Raw genomic sequence first — 18160 nt, forward strand, 5'->3', positions numbered from 1 at the left:
GGACAATGGCCTGAAGGTCGACGCCGACACCACACGTTCCATGCTCGGCAAGGCGGGTGTAACGCTGGGACGTGGCATGAAGCTGTCTGACGGCAGCGTCCTGCAACCTCATGTGCGTGTTGCTGGCGTTCATGAGTTCGTGAAGAYCAATGAGGTGCGCGTCAATAACAATAAATTCAACAATGATTTGTCCGGCAGCCGGTTGGAGGTTGCCGCCGGAGCATCCTGGACCCTCAATGACCGCTGGCAGCTACACGCGGAACTGGATACCAGCAAGGGCGATGGCGTTACCAAGGACTTTGGCGTGAACATGGGGGCGCATTACAAGTTCTGACGCGAATGAAAAAGGGAAGCGCGGCAGACCGTGTGAAAACGCAGTCTGCCGCGGTTTAAAGCAAATGCCCCGACTTGTCGGGGCATTTGCTTTTCTGAAATCTGAAAAATAAAGGGCCTCTCAGCCCATCAACGCCATCAGCTTTTGTGCTCCCAGCACCTTGATCGCCCTTTTCAGGTTGTAGGCTTGTACCGCCAATGCCAATTCGGCTCGGGCGCCTTTCAGCTGTCTCAGCAAGAACCGGCCATTGCCAAATAGCCATTGCTTGAGATTGCCGAAAGGGTGTTCGACGATGGATCGCCGGCTAACCATCAATTGCGCTGACACTCGGCCTCGAGCCGTCGCGAGGAGCGAATACGCTGAAAATAACCGTACAGATAGAGTTTGAGCAGATCGGCAGGATCGTATGAAGGACGTCCGGTGGCCTTGGGTCTGGCTTTGTCGAAACCCAGTTGCTCAAAGTCCAGAAGCGAAACATAGGCTTCGATGACGCGAACCAGATGGTCATCGGGAATAAGTTCGTCCAGMGACACTGGAAACAGTGCGGTCTGGGCGTGGTTTTTACCTTGGATATAGCGCATAAGAAAAATGCCCGTATCTTGCGATACGGGCATTTTCTTTAACCGGCCAGCAGATTGCTAGGTTTTCACACGGTCTGCGCTGGCTTCCCTTTTTTTGACTGTGTGTCCCGTCCTGAATAAGGTTTACACAGCGGTTATCATTTCAAAACTTGAAGATCGCCATCGAGCTGAAATGTAGTTCCGTCGGCATTCTCTACGCTCACCTTGAACTTGGCTTTGACGTTAGCGCTGCCGACAGCCGGTTCGATTTCGATTTCGCCTGAAATGGCTTCACTTACCACGGTGTCGTCTTTAAAGCTGAGTGCCACATCGGGACTGCTTTTGATCGCATGTTTGCCCACCGGGTAGTCCTTGGGGAGGATGATGATAATTTCACGTGCCGGATAGCTTTTGGCTTTAGTATTCGAAGCGGGTCGATCGATGGCCGTAATCTGTACGGCATCAAGTTGTTGAACGCCGACTTTTACCTGGTCTATCAGTCGGGAAGTGGCAATGAAATCCTCGATGGGTGTACCAGTGTTGGCGAAAGCCTTCGCAGTAACATAGTTACCTGGGGCAAAGCTGATTTGTTTGATTACAGCGTTCATGAATAGGATCTCCGTTCACTAAAAGGAAGTATCCAAAGGCCGTCCGACCCTAACTCTGGATGCACCATGGAAGCGTTTTCCTGACGGGTTGTAAACTGTCAAACCTGACAGGTTACAGCTGTCAAAATCTGTGAATGGATGGCCTCAGCATGCAGGCACAAAACGCTGGTATCCAGGCTGAACAGAGCAGGGGGCGGTCGTCAGCTGAACAAACCGGCGGCAATGTTGATGGAAAACCCCAATATCGCCGTGTTGAACACAAACCCGATCAACGATTGCGCTAGCACGATCTTGCGCAATTCCCGCGTGGCGACGCCGACATCCGCGGTCTGCACCGCCACGCCGATGGTGAACGAGAAGTACAGGAAGTCCCAGTAATTGGGGGTTGTCAGCCCTTCGGCAAATCGCAGCGCAGGTTCCTTGCCTTCCCAGGTGTAATACAACCGGGCGTAATGCACGCTGAAGATCACCCCGATCAACAGCCACGAGCCGATCACGGTCATCCCGGTAAAGCCGTAGTGCAACAGCCGGTGATAGGTGTCCAGATCTTTGCTGCCTGCTAGTTGGAGGGTGATGGCGGCGAGGCTGGCCAGTGCAGCCATGCTCACGGTGAACAGCACCAGCCCGGCGTTTTCGTCCTCGACTTCGGCGATGCGTTTCACGTCGTCGGCTTTGGAACGCATGGTCAGCCAGATGATCAGGGCCAGATACGTCCAGACCCCGGCATTCCAGCCGATGAGGATTTTGCCGAGGATCGAGTCGGCCGGAGCCAGAATGCCTGCCGCGACGCCAAGGGTGGCGGCGGCGGACAGGCGAGGGTGGGTGCGGGCGAGGAAGGGCATGGAGACTCACTTTGATGGTGCGTTCCAGCACCATAGCGCACGCGACGTCGCTTTTGTAGGAGCTGCCGAAGGCTCGGGCCGCGTTCGGACGGTCTTTTGATCTTGATCTTTAAAAGCAAAGTCAAAAGATCGCAGCCTGCGGCAGCTCCTACAGGTGGAGTCAGTGGGGTTTGGCGGATTTGCGCACCCACTTCATCACCACCACAAAAAACACCGGTACAAACACCACCGCCAATGTCGCCGTGATCATCCCGCCGATCACCCCGGTGCCGATCGCCTGCTGGCTTGCGGAACTGGCCCCGGTAGCAATCGCCAACGGCACCACCCCAAGAATGAACGCCAGCGATGTCATCACAATCGGCCGCAACCGCAGGCGCGCCGCTTGCAGCGTGGCATCGATCAGGTCATGACCTTCGTCATACAGGCTTTTGGCGAACTCGATGATCAGGATTGCGTTCTTCGCCGACAGGCCAATGATGGTGATCAGCCCGACCTTGAAGAACACGTCGTTGGGCATCCCGCGCAGGGTCACAGCCAGGACCGCGCCGAGCACACCCAGCGGCACCACCAGCAGCACCGAGGTCGGAATCGACCAACTCTCATACAGCGCCGCCAGGCACAGGAACACGATCAGCAGCGACAGACCGAGCAGCATCGGCGCCTGACTACCGGACAAGCGTTCCTGCAACGACAACCCGGTCCATTCCTGCCCCAACCCCGCCGGGCCTTGCGCCACCAGCCGTTCGATTTCCGCCATGGCTTCGCCAGTGCTGTAACCGGGCGCCGGTTCGCCGGAAATGCTAATGGCCGGGTAGCCGTTGTATCGRGTCAATTGCGCCGGGCCCTGGGTCCAGTTGGCCCGGACGAAGGCCGACAGTGGCACCATTTTTTCAGCGTTGTTGCGCACGTGAATCTTCAGCAGATCGGCGACCTGGCTGCGTTGATCGCCTTCAGCCTGGACCACCACTCGCTGCATTCGCCCTTGGTTGGGAAAGTCGTTGATGTAGGCTGATCCGACCGCCGTGGTCAGCACATTGCCAATGTCGGCAAAGGATATACCCAGGGCATTGGCCTGTTTGCGGTCGACTTCCAGCTGAACCTGTGGCGCTTCGGCCAGGGCGCTTTCGCGCACATTCATCAGGATCGGGCTCTTCTCGGCGGCCGCCAGCAACTGGCTACGCGCCTGCATCAGCGTGGCATGGCCGAGGCCGCCACGGTCCTGCAAGCGGAACTCGAAACCGCTGGAGGTGCCGAGACCGTCAACCGGCGGCGGCAGCACCGAGAAAGCCATGGCATCCTTGATCTGGCTCAGCGCGATGTTGGCGCGATCGGCGATGGAACTCGCCGAGTCGTCGCTGCCCCGATCCGACCAGTCCTTGAGCGTGGTGAACGCCAGCGCAGCGTTCTGCCCGCTACCGGAAAAACTGAAGCCGAGAATCACTGTGCTGTCGCCGACGCCCGGTTCGGTGGCGTTGTGTGCTTCGATCTGCTCCACCACATTTATTGTGCGATTCTTGCTCGCGCCCGGTGGCAGTTGGATGTCGGTGATGGTGTAGCCCTGGTCTTCCACCGGCAGGAACGAGGAGGGCAGACGACTGAAACACAGTCCCAGGCCGACTAGCAGCACGCCATAAATCAACAGGTAACGACCGGTGCGTTTCAACGCATAGGCGACCCAGCCCTGATAACGCTCGGTCAATTGTTCGAAGCGCCGGTTGAACCAGCCAAAGAATCCGGCTTTTTCGTGATGCTCGCCTTTGGCAATCGGCTTCAACAGCGTCGCACACAACGCCGGGGTCAACGTCAGGGCGAGGAATGCCGAGAACAGGATCGACGTGGCCATCGACAGCGAGAACTGTTGGTAAATCACCCCGACCGAGCCCTGCATGAACGCCATCGGAATGAATACCGCCACCAGCACCAGGGTGATGCCGATGATCGCGCCGGTGATCTGCTTCATCGCCTTGCGCGTCGCTTCCTTGGGCGACAGGCCTTCGGTGGCCATGATTCGTTCGACGTTCTCCACCACCACAATCGCGTCGTCCACCAGGATGCCGATGGCCAGCACCATGCCGAACATGGTCAGCACGTTGATCGAGAAGCCCAGCGCGAGCATGGTCGCAAACGTGCCCATCAACGCCACCGGCACCACCAGCGTCGGGATCAGCGTGTAGCGGATGTTCTGCAGGAACAGGAACATCACCGCAAACACCAGCACCATCGCCTCGCCGAGGGTGTAAACCACTTTGGTGATCGAGACTTTGACGAAGGGCGAGGTGTCGTACGGGATCTTGTATTCGACACCGGCCGGGAAATAGCGCGCCAATTCATCCATCTTCGCCCGCACCAGCGTTGCGGTGCTCAGGGCATTGGCCCCCGGTGACAGTTGCACACTGACGGCGGTGGACGGTTTGCCGTTCAGGCGTGTGGAGAACTGATATTCCTGGCTGCCGATCTCGACCCGCGCWACATCACGGATGCGCACGTTGGAGCCGTCAGGATTGGCCTTGAGCACGATGTCGGCGAATTCTTCAGGTGTCGACAACTGGCCTTTGACCAGAACGGTCGCGGTGATTTCCTGAGTGGTACGGGTCGGCAAGTCGCCGATGCTGCCCGCGGAAACCTGAGCGTTCTGCGCGACGATAGCGGCGTTGACGTCAGCCGGAGTCAGGTTGAAGCCGATCAGCTTCTGCGGGTCGATCCAGATCCGCATCGCCCGCTCGGCGCCGTACAACTGGGCCTTGCCGACGCCGTCCAGACGCTTGATCTCGTTCATCACGTTGCGCGCCAGGTAATCGCTGAGCGCCACGTCATCGAGCTTGCCGTCGCTGGAGGTGAGGGTGATCAGCAACAGGAAACCGGCGGRGACTTTCTCCACCTGCAAACCTTGCTGGGTGACCGCCTGAGGCAGGCGCGACTCAACCGCTTTGAGGCGGTTTTGCACATCGACCTGGGCCATTTCCGGATTGGTGCCCGGCTGGAACGTCGCGGTGATGGTGGCGCTGCCGAGGCTGCTCTGGGATTCGAAGTACAGCAGATGGTCGGCGCCGTTGAGTTCTCCCTCGATCAGGCTGACCACGCTTTCGTCCACGGTCTGCGCCGAAGCGCCGGGGTAGGTGGCGTAGATTTCGACTTTCGGCGGCGCAACGTTCGGGTATTGCGCCACGGGTAACTGCCCAATGGCCAACGCACCGGCCAGCAGGATGAACAGGGCAACCACCCAGGCGAACACCGGGCGATCGATAAAGAACTGCGGCATAAAAAGCGTCCTGCTTACTGGCCAGAAACCTGGGCAAGTGGAAGAGGGGTGTTGTCGATCTGGACTTTCTCACCGGGGCGCGCGTGTTGCAGGCCTTCAGTGACGATGCGGTCACCGGGCTTGAGGCCGCGGGTGACGATCCAGCGATCGTTCTGCACCGGGCCCAGCTCTACCGGTTGCTGGCCGACCCGCTGTTCGGCGTCGAGCAATAGCACTTGGGCGACACCGGCGCTGTCACGCTGAATGGCCCGTTGCGGCACGCTGATGCCTTGCTGATTGAACGCTTGCTCCAGACGTACGCGAACGAAGCTGCCCGGCAGCAAGTCGAGGTCCGGGTTGGGGAACTCGCTGCGCAGAATGATCTGACCGGTGCCCGGGTCGACGGTGATGTCGGTGAACAACAACTTGCCGGGCAACGGATAAAGGCTGCCGTCGTCCTGGATCAGCGTGGCTTTGGCCTGGCCTTGGCCCACTTCCTTTAACTGGCCAGAGCGGAAGGCCCGGCGCAGATCGTTGAGTTCACGGGTCGATTGGGTCAGGTCGGCGTGGATCGGGTTCAACTGCTGAATCAGCGCCAGCGGCGTGGTTTCGTTCTGCCCCACCAGCGCGCCTTCAGTCACCAGCGCGCGGCCGATGCGCCCGGAAATCGGCGCGGTGACGGTGGCATAACCGAGGTTCAATTTCGCCCGCTCCACCGCGGCTTTGTTGGCGGCGACATCGGCGGCGGTCTGCCGGGCATTGGCTCGGGCATTGTCGTAATCCTGAGCGCTGATGGCGTTGCCTTCGATCAATTGGGCGTAACGCTGCTCCTGCAATCTGGCCTGGAACGCGTTGGCTTCGGCCTTGCGCAGCGCGGCTTCGGCGCTGTCCAGGTCGGCCTTGAAGGGGGCCGGGTCGATACGGAACAGAACGTCGCCTTTATTCACGTCGCTGCCTTCGCGGAAGACCCGCTGTAACACCACGCCGGCAACCCGGGCACGCACTTCGGCAATCCGTGGCGCGGCAATCCGCCCGCTCAAGTCGCTGCTGATTGACAGAGGACGAGCTTCGACGGTTTCGATGCGCACCGTGGCCAGCGGTGCCGATTCTTCGGCGGTCGAAGACTGGTCACAAGCGCTCAGCGTCAACGCCAGGGCAATCAGGCTGAGCGTGGCAAGCAGGTTCTTTGACATGGAAATACCCCAATAATGACTACCCGCATCCTACGGGGAGTCGATGAGGGTAGCGGTGAAGCTTTGTTGGTGCTGTGTGAAATTGTGTAAGGGTTTTGCTCGCGTATGCGTGAGGGCGTATATCCTTCGCAGCTTGAAACTTTTTGCGACGGTCAGGCCGCCTTCGCGGGCAAGCCTCGCTCCTACAGTAGGAGATCAGCCGCGGCGATCATGTACGCGAACGCGCGCGGGTCAGTCCGCCGGACCTGGTGATTCTCGATCTGATGCTGCCGGGGCTCGACGGCTTGCAGGTCTGCCGCTTGCTGCGGGCCGATTCGGCGACGTTGCCGATCCTGATGCTCACCGCCCRTGACGACAGCCACGATCAGGTGCTGGGCCTGGAAATGGGCGCAGACGACTACGTCACCAAACCTTGCGAGCCCCGTGTGTTACTGGCTCGCGTACGCACGCTGTTGCGTCGCAGCAGCCTCAGCGAACCACAGACCGCTAATGACCGCATTCTCATGGGCAACCTGTGCATCGACCTGTCCGAGCGCACTGTGACCTGGCGTGGGCAACTGGTCGAGCTGTCCAGCGGCGAATACAACTTGCTGGTGGTGCTGGCCCGGCATGCCGGCGAGGTGCTGAGCCGTGACCAGATTCTGCAACGCCTGCGCGGTATCGAATTCAACGGTACCGACCGCTCGGTGGACGTGGCCATCTCCAAACTGCGACGCAAGTTCGACGACCACGCCGGCGAGGCGCGCAAGATCAAGACCGTGTGGGGCAAGGGCTACCTGTTCAGCCGCTCCGAGTGGGAATGCTGAACCATGTTCAGAATCCTGTTTCGTCTGTACCTGGTGACCATCGTTTCGTTCAGCGCGGCGATCTACCTGGTGCCGGACCTGGTGATCAAGGTCTTCCATGAGCGTTTTGTGACCTACAACCTCGATTACTCCCGAGGTTTGCAAACGCTGATCGTCAAACAGTTTCGTACGGTGCCTGTCGAGCAGTGGCCGGCGCTGGCGGCGGAGATGGACAAGGAGTTCCAGCCGCTGCACATCATTTTGACCCGCAACGACGATACCGAATTTACCCTGGATGAGCGCGAACGCTTGCAGCGCGGGGAGAACGTGGTACGCATCGGCGACTGGGGCTGGCGCACCCTGGCGGTGACACCGTYGAACGAGCAGATGGTGGTGGAGATGGTCGTGCCACCGGACCCCACGGATGTCAGTTGGTTGTACTGGAGCATCAACGTGCTGATCGGTGYGACGATGCTGGCCTGCCTGTTGTTGTGGCTGCACCCGCACTGGCGCGACCTGGAACGTCTGAAAAGCACCGCCGAACGCTTCGGCAAGGGCCACCTGAGCGAGCGCACGCAGATTTCCCCCAGCTCCAACATCGGCAGCCTGGCCAACGTGTTCGACACCATGGCCGGCGACATCGAAAACCTGCTCAACCAGCAGCGCGACTTGCTCAACGCCGTGTCCCACGAATTGCGCACGCCGTTGACGCGGCTGGATTTCGGCCTGGCCCTGGCGCTGTCCGACGACTTGCCGTCCACCAGCCGGGAACGCCTGCAAGGCCTGGTCGCGCACATTCGCGAACTGGATGAGCTGGTGCTGGAGCTGCTGTCCTACAGCCGATTGCAAAACCCGGCTCGGCTGCCGGATCAGGTCGAGGTGTCGCTGGATGAATTCATCGACAGTATTTTGGGCAGCGTCGATGAAGAGCTTGAGTCACCGGAAATCGTCATTGATGTGCTGCTGCACGGTCAGCTCGAACGCTTCTCGCTGGATCCGAGATTGACCGCTCGGGCGATCCAGAACCTGCTGCGCAACGCCATGCGCTATTGCGAGAAACGGATTCAGATTGGTGTGCAGGTGTGCGCCAAAGGCTGTGAGATCTGGGTGGATGACGATGGCATTGGCATTCCCGATGAAGAGCGGGAGCGGATCTTTGAGCCGTTCTATCGGCTGGATCGCAGTCGGGATCGCGCCACAGGCGGGTTTGGCCTGGGGCTGGCAATCAGCCGCCGAGCACTGGAAGCGCAGGGCGGCACGCTGACCGCGCAGGCATCACCATTGGGCGGCGCACGGTTCCGTTTGTGGCTGCCCACCTCGGCCTGACGCATTCGTTGTAGCAGCTGCCGAGCCTGCGAGGCTGCGTTCGAGTGCGCAGCACTCGTAGAACCAGCCTAATTGGTACGGCAGAAAGACTGCCGAAGCTCCAGCTGACAGACGGTAGCGATAATCAGTCCCTACCTGTCAGATATGACAGTAGCCAAGCCTCCGGCCTTAGCGCTCTCATATAAATGAAGCCTCTCTGCACCTGGAGCGGTGTCACTGACAGGAAGCGCTGCGATGACCGACATTCACCTGCTGACCCTTTACGCCCCACGAATTCCAGGCTGGAAAGATACCGTACCTGCCCCGATCAATGCTCATGGAGGGATTCCGCTGGCGCTGACCTACCTTTACCCTGAAGGGGTGAAAGTCTTTGTTGACGGCTATCTGGAGCAGGAAGTCGGTGACAACATCGACCTCTATCTCAACGGCGTTGTAGTGTCGGTCGCTATCGTCGAGTCACTGACCGACAAACGCTTCATTCTGTATTTGCCGGTAAAAGCGCTGTTCGACGGGCTCAATGAAATCTACTACAGCATCCGGCGCGGCTCGGAAAACATTGACTCGTCGACGACGTTGCGAGCCTGGTTTCACAAGCGACGGCCAGGTCTTAAAGATCTCGAAGGTAATCACGAGTCGCACTCTGAACTGGGGATCAATGTATTGCCGCCACAGGTGGTGGACGACGGTGTATACCCTGAGCAAGCCCGGCAAGGTGTGATCTGCACGGCCTTCTATCCCCTGACCCGAGCGTTCGACAAGATCCGCGTAAGATGCGGCGGCGAGTCGATTGAGCATGAGGTTTCAGAGGATGAGGCGAAGTCCGGCGAGCCCGTGGAGATCTTGATCGACGAAGCAGTGTTCAAAAAGATTGGTGACACACCCAAGTGTGTCGTGACCTATACCGTATGGGACTGGATCGGTAACAGCGTGGATCTGGATGCCCTGTGGTCGGCGGCCATCGAACTGTTCGTCAGCCTGAACGGCACTTGGTACGAGCCACCGCTGGTCAGCGAAGACCCGAACGACGCCTCGGACGATCCGGATAGCATCGATTTGGGCAAGCTCGCAGGCCAACCAGCGATTGCTCAAGTCCACGCGCAACGTTCATGGCTCAGGGGCGACATCATTGAGCTGACCTGCACGTTCACCTCGGCGACGGACTCGTCCGAGGTGCTGGTTCTCAAGGAAACCGTGGATCGCGCACCGTTCATTTACAAACTACCGGTGCCCCACGCACAGTTCGTCAGGGCAGTGGGCGGTTCGGCCAGATTCAAATACAAGTTGCTGCGCGGTGGCAAGGAAGTAGGGCGATCCTTCACGACCACGGTTGACGTGATTGGGGAGGCGCTGATCGAGCTGCCGCTGGTGACAGTGGTCGGCGTGCCGGGGTTGGTAGTTGATCCGTTGGCCTACCCGGAAGGCTTGATCGCTAGAATCGAGTTTGCGAAGGCACAAACGGGCGACACAGGCCTTCAACTTGTCCGTCCCGTCACGGCAGAGGGTTTTCCGATGTTTCCCGCCAAGGCGTTCAATGCCAATAAGCGGGTTAATAACACCCTGACGATTCAGGATCTGGTTGCTCGGCACGGCACAGTGATCCGATTGCCGTGGGAGCTGACGCGAAACGGCGTCAAGACTCGCTCGAAGCCGACATTGTTGACGGTGCAGAAAATTGTCGACGGGGATCCGAGACTGCCAACGCCGAAGGTGCCTCAAGCGCCGGATGACAAGGTGTTGGATTTCAGCAAGTTTGAAGGCGATGCCGAGGTGAAGGTGCTGCCTTGGTTGGGGATTCGGGAAGGACAAGAAGTTGAACTCAAGTGCGTCGGGATCGATAGCGGAGGCGGCGAGTATGTGATTCCGCTACTTAAAGCATTTAAAGTAACAACGAAGGAAGTGAGTTCCGGACTGAGTGTGCCGTTGCGGAGAAAAGAACTGGCAGGTCTGAAACATGACAGTAAGGCAAATGTGAGCTTGAGTGTTTTGCTCGGCCAGAACACTGATCAGGTCAGGTCAGTTTTGTTTCCGATACGTGAGTTGACTGTGCAGCGTACGCTCACTGAAAATTTTGATAACCAATTGACACAGATTATAGTTTCAGGTCAGACGATCGAAACCTCGGTTATGAGAATAGGATTTGTATCAGGGGGCGGGATGACGGGGATCGCACCGACTACAGATGGTTTTATTACCATTCCGGAGAAAACAGAACTTCAAGTTTTACATATAGGTTACAAAGACTCGGGAGCACAACGCATTGCGTTAAACTTGAAAAAACCATGCAACGAAGTTTCGTTCTGGTACGGGGCGACGAATGTCGCCACGAATGTCGCATATTTTTATGGGGTGAACGGCTTGTTAGGGCAGCAATTTTTGCTTTTGAACTTGAATTCTGCAAATAAAATTGTTTTTTCTGAGACCGGTATTGTGCGGATTGAGATCCAAAACCCAGAAGGAGATTGGTTAATATTGGATAATTTTTCATTCTCTTTCTGAGATAACTACTTCTGGCGTATATCCCCATCGCGCAGCAGCGTCGCCGCATGAGCACTCTGCTGCACGTCTGCACCACTGGCGCGGGTGATATCGAGGTGGTCAGTCTTTCCATCATCAGTGTGACTGCGAGAAACCGGCGGTTCATTTGTAGGTTTTCCGAACCTGAGCGGCGGCCCTGACCTGTAGCAGCTGCCGAGCTTGCGAGGCTGCGTTCGAGTGCGCAGCACTCGTAAAACCAGGTAACCGGTTCTTTTCGGGAAAACCGCATCCGCCGGGCTTGCGAGGACTGCGTCCTCGAACGCAGCCTCGCAAGCTCGGCAGCTGCTACGAACCAGGCGGGGAAACGTTCAACAGTTCAGTCGAGCAGTTCGGCTGACTCAATCAACCCGACCCCCGCCACCTGCATCCGCTCAATCGCCGCCGCCAGCGACCCTTCCAGATCAATCGCGCGGCAAGCATCCATCACCACAAACGCATTGAACCCCGCCGCCCGCGCATCCAGCGCAGAAAACATCACGCAGAAATCCAGTGCCAGCCCAACCATGTAAACCGTGTCGATGCCGCGTTCTTTCAGGTACCCGGCCAAACCGGTGGTCGTGGTTCGATCCGCCTCCAGAAACGCCGAATAACTGTCGATGTCCGGGTTGCAGCCCTTGCGGATGATCAATTGGGCGTGGGGCAGGTCCAGCTCCGGGTGGAACTCGGCGCCGGGCGTGGCGCGAACACAATGCTCCGGCCACAGGGTCTGTTCACCGTAAGGCAACTGAATCACGTCGTAAGGCTTGTGCCCAGGGTGGCTGGAAGCGAACGAGGCGTGGCCGGGCGGGTGCCAGTCCTGGGCAATGATGACCTGTTTGAACTGGCGACCCAGACGATTAATCAGGGGCACAATCAGGTCACCCTCCGGCACCGGCAATTGACCGCCGGGAATGAAGTCGTTTTGTACGTCGATGACCAGTAAGGCAGCGCGTGAAGAAATCGGCATGGGTAGGGTTCCTCCTTGGAAAGTCAGGCGCAAGCATAGTGACAACTTTGTTCTTGCGCCAAGACGATTTCATGAGGCAGTGAATAGATCGGTGGTGTGGCCTTCGCGGGCAAGCCTCGCTCCTACAGGGGCACTCGTATCGTTGTAGGAGGAGCGAGGCTTGCCCGCGAAGAGGCCCGTCCAGACGCTGAAAATCCAGAAGCCAGTCCCGTATTTGGCCGAACCGCTGCCTTACTGCCGACACAGATGCCTTGTTATAGTTCGGGCTTCATTTTCTGTCCGGTAAAGGATCACTGCCATGTCTCAATACACCGCCTTCAGCGTCGAACTGGCCGATAACATCGCCCATGTGCAGATCAACCGTCCGGACAAGATCAACTCGATGAACGCCGCGTTCTGGAGCGAGATCATCGAGATTTTCCAGTGGATCGACGATACCGATGAAGTCCGGGTGGTGGTGCTCAGTGGCGCCGGCAAGCATTTTTCTTCCGGTATCGACCTGATGATGCTCGCCGGTGTGGCCAATGAACTGGGCAAGGACGTCGGCCGCAATGCGCGCCTGCTGCGGCGCAAGATCCTGGCGCTGCAAGCGTCGTTCAACGCCGTCGACAACTGCCGCAAACCGGTGCTGGCGGCGGTGCAGGGTTATTGCCTGGGTGGCGCCATCGATCTGATTTCGGCCTGCGACATGCGTTACGCGGCTGAGGACGCGCAATTTTCCATCAAGGAAATCGATATCGGCATGGCGGCCGATGTTGGCACTTTGCAACGCTTGCCGCGGATCATCGGTGACGGCATGCTGCGTGAACTGGCTTACACTGGTCGCACCTTTGGCGCCGAAGAAGCGCGTAACATTGGCCTGGTCAATCGCGTCTACAGCGACACCGCCAGCCTGCTTGAAGGCGTGATGGGGATTGCCCGCGAAATCGCCAGCAAGTCGCCGATTGCCATCACCGGTACCAAAGAGATGATCAGCTACATGCGCGACCATCGCATCGACGACGGCCTTGAATACGTCGCCACGTGGAACGCCGCCATGCTGCAGTCCACCGATCTGCGCGTGGCCATGGCCGCCCATATGAGCAAACAGAAACCCGAATTTCTGGATTGATTAACCATGACTTCACGCTGGACCACTGCAGTACTGGACACCGATCAACCCGGCGGCTGGGCCGTGGCGCGCAGCCCCGAAGGCTTTTTGTTCGATGACAATGGCGCCCTGTTTCCACGGGAATGGCTCAAGCGTCAGGACTTGTCGGTTCTTGCCGAGCACGGCATCGGTCACCTGGATGGCGAACCGGTGTACCTGCTGGAACTGCGCAGTCACAGCGACGTGCCGGGTTGTAACTGGAAAGGCCTGCGGGCGTTCATGCTCGATGGCGATCACACCGTCTACAAGGTTCTGGGCTATGCCGCGCAAATCGGTACCTGGGCCCGTGAGCACCGTTTTTGCGGCAACTGCGGGCAGGCGATGATCCAGGTGCCGCGCGAGCGGGCAATGTACTGCGAGCCATGCGATTTACGCAGCTACCCGCGTATTTCGCCAAGCATGATTGTGCTGGTGACCCGTGGCGACGAGGTTCTGCTGGCCCGTTCGCCGCGTTTTGTCACCGGGGTCTACAGCACGTTGGCGGGGTTTGCCGAGCCGGGTGAGTCGGCCGAAGATTGCCTGATTCGCGAGGTTCGCGAAGAGGTGCAGATCGAGGTCAAGAACATCCAGTACATGGGCAGTCAGTGCTGGCCGTTCCCGCATTCGATGATGCTCGGTTTTCATGCCGAGTACGCCGGTGGCGAGATTGTCTGTCAGGAAGACGAGATCGAAGACGCCCAGTGGTTCAACGTGCACGAGCTGCCGCCGTTGCCGGCGTCACGCTCGATTGCCCGCTACCTGATCGACGTCTACGTGGCGCGGCGCTTAGGCCACGCTGAACCAGTGCTGCCAGGCTAGGCGCACGGTCAGGCCGAGCACCACCGTAATGAACACCGGACGAATGAATTTCGCACCGCCGCTGATGGCGGTGCGCGCGCCGAAGAAGGCGCCGACCATCACCGACAGGCCCATGCTCAGGCCGATAATCCAGTCCACTTGCCCGGAAAAGATGAACACCGACAGCGCTGCAATGTTGCTGACGAAGTTCATGCTGCGCGCCACGCCGCTGGCCTTGACCAGGTCGATGGGGTAGAGCAGCAGGCTGCTGACGGTCCAGAACGCCCCCGTTCCCGGGCCGGCCACGCCGTCATAGAAACCGAGGCTGAAGCCTTGGCTCGATTGCCACTTTTTCTTGATGGGTGCATCGCTGTCCAGCGGCGCTTTCGGTGTGCCGCCGAACAACAGGTACAGGCCGCAGGCGAACACAATTACCGGCAGCATCTTGTTCAGCCATTCCGCCGGCAAATAATGAGCGACGATGGCGCCGCTGAGCGCACCAACCAACGTGCCGACGATGGCGTGCATCCACTGCCGTGGATGGAACAGCTTGCGGCGGTAGAAGGTGAAGCTGGCGGTGGCCGAGCCAAAGGTCGAACTGAGTTTGTTGGTGCCCAGCACCAGATGCGGCGGCAGGCCGGCGGTCAGCAGTGCCGGGGTGGTCAACAGACCGCCACCACCGGCGATGGCGTCGATGAAACCGGCAATGAAAGCGACGAGAGCCAGAACGGCCAGGGTAGTGAGGTCAACGCTGAGTTCGAAAGGCATGGAATGGGGCTTATTCGGCAGGGCGCAGAAGAGGGCTGCGGGGAAAGGCCGGTATCTTACTCATATCCAACTTCTGCGGCGACCTGAGCCGATCGTTCCCACGCTTCCGCGTGGGAATGCATCTTGTGACGCTCTGCGTCACGGCGGACGCGGAGCGTCCGTGGCGGCATTACCCCGCAGAGCGTGGGAACGATCGGTGAGGTGATGTTACAGACCTAGGTCAGACAACCCGGGGTGATCATCCGGCCGGCGACCCAGTGGCCAGTGGAATTTGCGCTCGCTTTCCTTGATCGGCAGGTCGTTGATGCAGGCGTAGCGGTTGAACATCAGGCCGTTCTCGTCGAACTCCCAGTTTTCGTTGCCGTAGGAACGGAACCAGTTACCCGAATCGTCGTGCCATTCGTAGGCGTAACGCACGGCGATGCGGTTGTCACCGTGGGCCCAGAGTTCCTTGATCAGCCGGTAGTCCRGTTCCTTGGCCCATTTGCGGGTCAGGAAAGCTTTGGCTTCTTCGCGGTTGTGGGCGAACTCGGCGCGGTTACGCCACTGGGTGTCCAGGGTGTAGGCAAGAGACACCCGTTCCGGGTCACGGGAGTTCCAGCCATCTTCGGCCAGGCGAACTTTTTCGATGGCCGATTCACGGGTAAACGGCGGCAATGGCGGACGAACTTCGGCAGTAGACATATTAAGTCTCCCTATCAAATTAACGTTCAAGCAAGTTGTCGGGCTTATTTAAAGTGTTACAGGTCCAATAACTTTCGCGCCATGCATTGCGCATTATCGGCGGCACTGTGATCACCCATCACAAGCGCTACGGTAATGGCGCCGTCGATCAGGATCAGCAGCTGTCTGGCCAGCGTCTCCGGGTCTGTTGCGCCATGTTCGGTACAGAGCTCGCGCACGTAGTCGAGCAGCTTCTGTTTGTGGTCTTTGGCGACCAGGCGAACCGGGTCTTGCGGGTCGCCGGTTTCGCCGCTGGTATTGATGAATGCGCAGCCGCGGAAGCCTTCGGAGACGAACCAGGCCTTGAGCACGGTAAACAGGTTGAGCAGCCGCTCGGCCGGGGTTTGGGCCGTGCCGACTTCGCTCCGGTACCAGTGCATCCAGCGCTCATCGCGGCGTTGCAGGGCCGCGACGACAAGCTCCTCCTTGTTGGCGAAGTAGCGGTAAATACTTTTTCTGGAGACGCCGGCGGTTTTCACCAGAAGATCCATGCCGGTGGCAGCGATGCCACTTTTGTAGATCAACTTTTCGGTGACATCCAGAATGATGTCGCGTGTGTCATTGCTAGTGATTTCGTTCATGCGGCTAACAGTAGAATGATCGTTCTTCATGGTCAAGTAGTTATTTGTAGCGCCTATGAAATTGCCTTCGCGGGCAAGCCTCGCTCCTACAGGATTTGTGTTCCAAACGACGAAAAACCGTAGGAGCGAGGCTTGCCCGCGAAGAGGTCTTTACAGACAGTAACAAGACCCAAACCCATCCATGGTGTAAGCTCTCAGGCTCTTCGGATTCGACCCTTTGCGAGCCCTATGCCGTTGCTTTTCAAACGTTCTCTGCTGCCTAAATTGCGCAGTTTTCCGCTGACCGCCGATGCCGTCACCATCCTCTCTGGCGCTGCCGAGTTCCGTCGTTGCCTGCTGGAAAAAATCGCTCAGGCGACCCGGCGTATCTACATCGTTGCGCTGTACCTGCAACAGGATGAGGCCGGCCAGGAAATCCTCGATGCGCTGCACGCGGCCAAACTGGCACGTCCGGAACTGGACGTGGTGGTGGTCGTGGACTGGCTGCGCGCCCAGCGCGGCTTGATCGGTGCCGGCAAGCAACCGGGCAACTCGGCCTGGTATCAGGAAACYACCCGCACCCACGAAAGCGAAGTGCCGGTGTACGGCGTGCCGGTGCAGACCCGCGAACTGTTCGGCGTACTGCATTTGAAAGGCTTCGTGATCGACGATTGCGTGATCTACAGCGGCGCGAGCCTGAACAACGTTTACCTGCACAAATTCGACAAGTACCGCTTCGACCGTTATCACCTGCTGCAGAATCAGGCGCTCGCCGATTCGATGCATCACTTGATCCAGCACGGCTTGATCACCTCCAAAGCGGTGCATCGCCTAGACCTGCCGAACCTGCCGACCACCCGCAGTCTGCGCCACGACATCGGCGACCTGCGCAGCCGTCTCAAGCACGCGGCGTACGACACCACGGCGGGCAGCACGGCAAAGGGCGGTTTATCGGTCAGTCCGTTGCTCGGTGTGGGCAAGAACAACCCGTTGAGTCGAGTCATCTGCGAGCTGATCGCCAGCGCGCAGCATCAGCTGACCATCTGCACGCCGTACTTCAACCTGCCGCTGGCGGTGACCCGGGAAATCAATCGGGCCCTGGCTCGCGGCGTGAAGATCGACATCATCGTCGGCGACAAGACCGCCAACGATTTCTACATCCCGCCCAGTGAGCCGTTCAAGGTGATCGCGGCGCTGCCATACCTCTACGAAATCAGCCTGCGACGTTTCGCCAAGCGTCATCAGCGCAACATCGACAGCGGCAAGCTGAACCTGCATCTGTGGAAGGACGGCGACAACACCTATCACCTCAAGGGCATGTGGATCGATCAGCGCTACACCTTGCTGACCGGCAACAATCTCAATCCACGGGCGTTCCGTCTCGACCTGGAAAACGCGTTGCTGATTGATGATCCGAAAGGCGAGTTGCTGGAGCCGCGTGGCAAGGAACTGGCGGAGATTTTCCAGCACACCCGCCGTATTGAGCGTTACCTGGATCTGCAAACGCTGCCGGATTACCCGGCGGGGGTGGCCAAGTTTCTCAAGCGTGTGAGTCGCGTCAGGATTGAGCGGTTGTTGTATCGGATTTTGTAGGGTTCAAAAGCAAAGATTGCAGCCTTCGGCAGCTCCGCGCCTGTGGGCGCTGCCGAAGGCTGCGATCTTTTCACAGACAACGCCGATATTCAGTTCAACCCCAACTTCCCCCGCAACATCGACAAGTCCTCAGCCAAGGTATTCACCGGCCCGACCAGCGCTTTGCGGTCGCTGTCCTTCACCTTGTCATACGTTTCAAAACCACCCCCTGTAGTTTTGTAC

Annotated in this window: 15 protein-coding genes and 3 pseudogenes; 7 read left to right on the forward strand and 11 right to left on the reverse strand. The window is 58.7% G+C overall.

The window, feature by feature from the left end:
• A partial coding sequence (locus AC1DLB_RS16685) for an autotransporter outer membrane beta-barrel domain-containing protein (protein WP_477785300.1) occupies nt 1–334 on the forward strand: 334 nt, incomplete at its 5' end.
• A gap of 120 nt (nt 335–454) precedes the next feature.
• Here AC1DLB_RS16685 and AC1DLB_RS16690 read toward each other — a convergent pair.
• The 6 genes and pseudogenes from AC1DLB_RS16690 to AC1DLB_RS16715 all read right to left on the reverse strand — a co-directional run bounded on the left by AC1DLB_RS16690 (nt 455) and on the right by AC1DLB_RS16715 (nt 6775).
• A complete protein-coding gene (locus AC1DLB_RS16690) occupies nt 455–646 on the reverse strand; it encodes a transposase (protein ID WP_225609199.1) in 192 nt (63 codons plus the stop codon).
• Nucleotides 647–648: 2 nt separating this feature from the next.
• A pseudogene (locus AC1DLB_RS16695) lies at nt 649–915 on the reverse strand (transposase); the annotation flags it as partial.
• 137 nt (nt 916–1052) lie between these two features.
• Nucleotides 1053–1502 (reverse strand): hypothetical protein, encoded by a 450-nt coding sequence (locus AC1DLB_RS16700; protein WP_086944331.1) that lies wholly within the window; start codon nt 1500–1502, stop codon nt 1053–1055.
• Nucleotides 1503–1702: 200 nt separating this feature from the next.
• Entirely contained in the window at nt 1703–2344 is a 642-nt protein-coding gene (locus tag AC1DLB_RS16705) for a DUF1345 domain-containing protein (RefSeq protein ID WP_019649642.1), read from the reverse strand.
• Between the two features lie 160 nt (nt 2345–2504).
• Complete coding sequence (locus tag AC1DLB_RS16710) at nt 2505–5603, reverse strand: multidrug efflux RND transporter permease subunit (protein ID WP_477785301.1); 3099 nt, start codon at nt 5601–5603, stop codon at nt 2505–2507.
• A 14-nt stretch (nt 5604–5617) separates the two neighbouring features.
• Nucleotides 5618–6775 (reverse strand): efflux RND transporter periplasmic adaptor subunit, encoded by a 1158-nt coding sequence (locus AC1DLB_RS16715; RefSeq protein WP_018929112.1) that lies wholly within the window; start codon nt 6773–6775, stop codon nt 5618–5620.
• A 194-nt stretch (nt 6776–6969) separates the two neighbouring features.
• On the opposite strand from AC1DLB_RS16715, the pseudogene AC1DLB_RS16720 reads away from it, so the two are divergent.
• From AC1DLB_RS16720 to AC1DLB_RS16730, 3 genes and pseudogenes are all read left to right on the forward strand, one after another.
• Nucleotides 6970–7581 (forward strand): annotated as a pseudogene (locus tag AC1DLB_RS16720) (winged helix-turn-helix domain-containing protein); the annotation flags it as partial.
• A gap of 3 nt (nt 7582–7584) precedes the next feature.
• On the forward strand, nt 7585–8886 hold the full coding sequence (locus AC1DLB_RS16725; protein WP_477785302.1) for an ATP-binding protein: 1302 nt from the start codon (nt 7585–7587) through the stop codon (nt 8884–8886).
• Between the two features lie 234 nt (nt 8887–9120).
• Entirely contained in the window at nt 9121–11382 is a 2262-nt protein-coding gene (locus AC1DLB_RS16730; RefSeq protein ID WP_477745487.1) for a hypothetical protein, read from the forward strand.
• Between the two features lie 355 nt (nt 11383–11737).
• Here the strand turns inward: AC1DLB_RS16730 and pncA are convergent, their stop codons facing one another.
• Entirely contained in the window at nt 11738–12367 is a 630-nt protein-coding gene (gene pncA / locus AC1DLB_RS16735; RefSeq protein WP_019578833.1) for a bifunctional nicotinamidase/pyrazinamidase, read from the reverse strand.
• A 298-nt stretch (nt 12368–12665) separates the two neighbouring features.
• Between pncA and AC1DLB_RS16740 the strand changes: the two genes are divergently transcribed.
• Together AC1DLB_RS16740 and nudC are read left to right on the forward strand one after the other, a co-directional pair.
• Nucleotides 12666–13478 carry a crotonase/enoyl-CoA hydratase family protein gene (locus AC1DLB_RS16740; RefSeq protein WP_096480248.1) on the forward strand — a complete coding sequence of 271 codons (813 nt, stop codon included), beginning with the start codon at nt 12666–12668 and terminating at the stop codon, nt 13476–13478.
• A gap of 6 nt (nt 13479–13484) precedes the next feature.
• Entirely contained in the window at nt 13485–14315 is an 831-nt protein-coding gene (gene nudC / locus AC1DLB_RS16745) for an NAD(+) diphosphatase (RefSeq protein ID WP_192350470.1), read from the forward strand.
• Here nudC and AC1DLB_RS16750 read toward each other — a convergent pair.
• The 3 genes from AC1DLB_RS16750 to AC1DLB_RS16760 all read right to left on the reverse strand — a co-directional run bounded on the left by AC1DLB_RS16750 (nt 14283) and on the right by AC1DLB_RS16760 (nt 16366).
• Entirely contained in the window at nt 14283–15062 is a 780-nt protein-coding gene (locus tag AC1DLB_RS16750; RefSeq protein ID WP_019578834.1) for a TSUP family transporter, read from the reverse strand. The two genes, nudC and AC1DLB_RS16750, sit on opposite strands and share 33 nt — an antisense overlap.
• A 207-nt stretch (nt 15063–15269) precedes the next feature.
• The gene (locus AC1DLB_RS16755; RefSeq protein ID WP_477785303.1) at nt 15270–15746 is read right to left on the reverse strand and encodes a nuclear transport factor 2 family protein; all 477 of its coding nucleotides are present in this window, start codon (nt 15744–15746) and stop codon (nt 15270–15272) included.
• Nucleotides 15747–15802: 56 nt separating this feature from the next.
• Nucleotides 15803–16366: a TetR/AcrR family transcriptional regulator gene (locus tag AC1DLB_RS16760; RefSeq protein WP_477743131.1), complete on the reverse strand. Its 564-nt coding sequence runs from the start codon at nt 16364–16366 to the stop codon at nt 15803–15805.
• Nucleotides 16367–16594: 228 nt separating this feature from the next.
• Between AC1DLB_RS16760 and pssA the strand changes: the two genes are divergently transcribed.
• Entirely contained in the window at nt 16595–17938 is a 1344-nt protein-coding gene (gene pssA / locus AC1DLB_RS16765; protein ID WP_019649652.1) for a CDP-diacylglycerol--serine O-phosphatidyltransferase, read from the forward strand.
• 89 nt (nt 17939–18027) lie between these two features.
• Here the strand turns inward: pssA and AC1DLB_RS16770 are convergent.
• A pseudogene (locus AC1DLB_RS16770) lies at nt 18028–18160 on the reverse strand (iron uptake system protein EfeO); the annotation flags it as partial.

This window comes from Pseudomonas sp. 05N434 (assembly GCF_056396965.1).

Coding starts and splice junctions, on each gene's coding strand:
- AC1DLB_RS16690 (WP_225609199.1), bottom strand. CDS start 646: ATGGTTAGCCGGCGATCCATCGTCGAACACCCTTTCGGCAATCTCAAG.
- AC1DLB_RS16700 (WP_086944331.1), bottom strand. CDS start 1,502: ATGAACGCTGTAATCAAACAAATCAGCTTTGCCCCAGGTAACTATGTT.
- AC1DLB_RS16705 (WP_019649642.1), bottom strand. CDS start 2,344: ATGCCCTTCCTCGCCCGCACCCACCCTCGCCTGTCCGCCGCCGCCACC.
- AC1DLB_RS16715 (WP_018929112.1), bottom strand. CDS start 6,775: ATGTCAAAGAACCTGCTTGCCACGCTCAGCCTGATTGCCCTGGCGTTG.
- AC1DLB_RS16730 (WP_477745487.1), top strand. CDS start 9,121: ATGACCGACATTCACCTGCTGACCCTTTACGCCCCACGAATTCCAGGC.
- pncA (WP_019578833.1), bottom strand. CDS start 12,367: ATGCCGATTTCTTCACGCGCTGCCTTACTGGTCATCGACGTACAAAAC.
- AC1DLB_RS16740 (WP_096480248.1), top strand. CDS start 12,666: ATGTCTCAATACACCGCCTTCAGCGTCGAACTGGCCGATAACATCGCC.
- nudC (WP_192350470.1), top strand. CDS start 13,485: ATGACTTCACGCTGGACCACTGCAGTACTGGACACCGATCAACCCGGC.
- AC1DLB_RS16750 (WP_019578834.1), bottom strand. CDS start 15,062: ATGCCTTTCGAACTCAGCGTTGACCTCACTACCCTGGCCGTTCTGGCT.
- AC1DLB_RS16760 (WP_477743131.1), bottom strand. CDS start 16,366: ATGAACGAAATCACTAGCAATGACACACGCGACATCATTCTGGATGTC.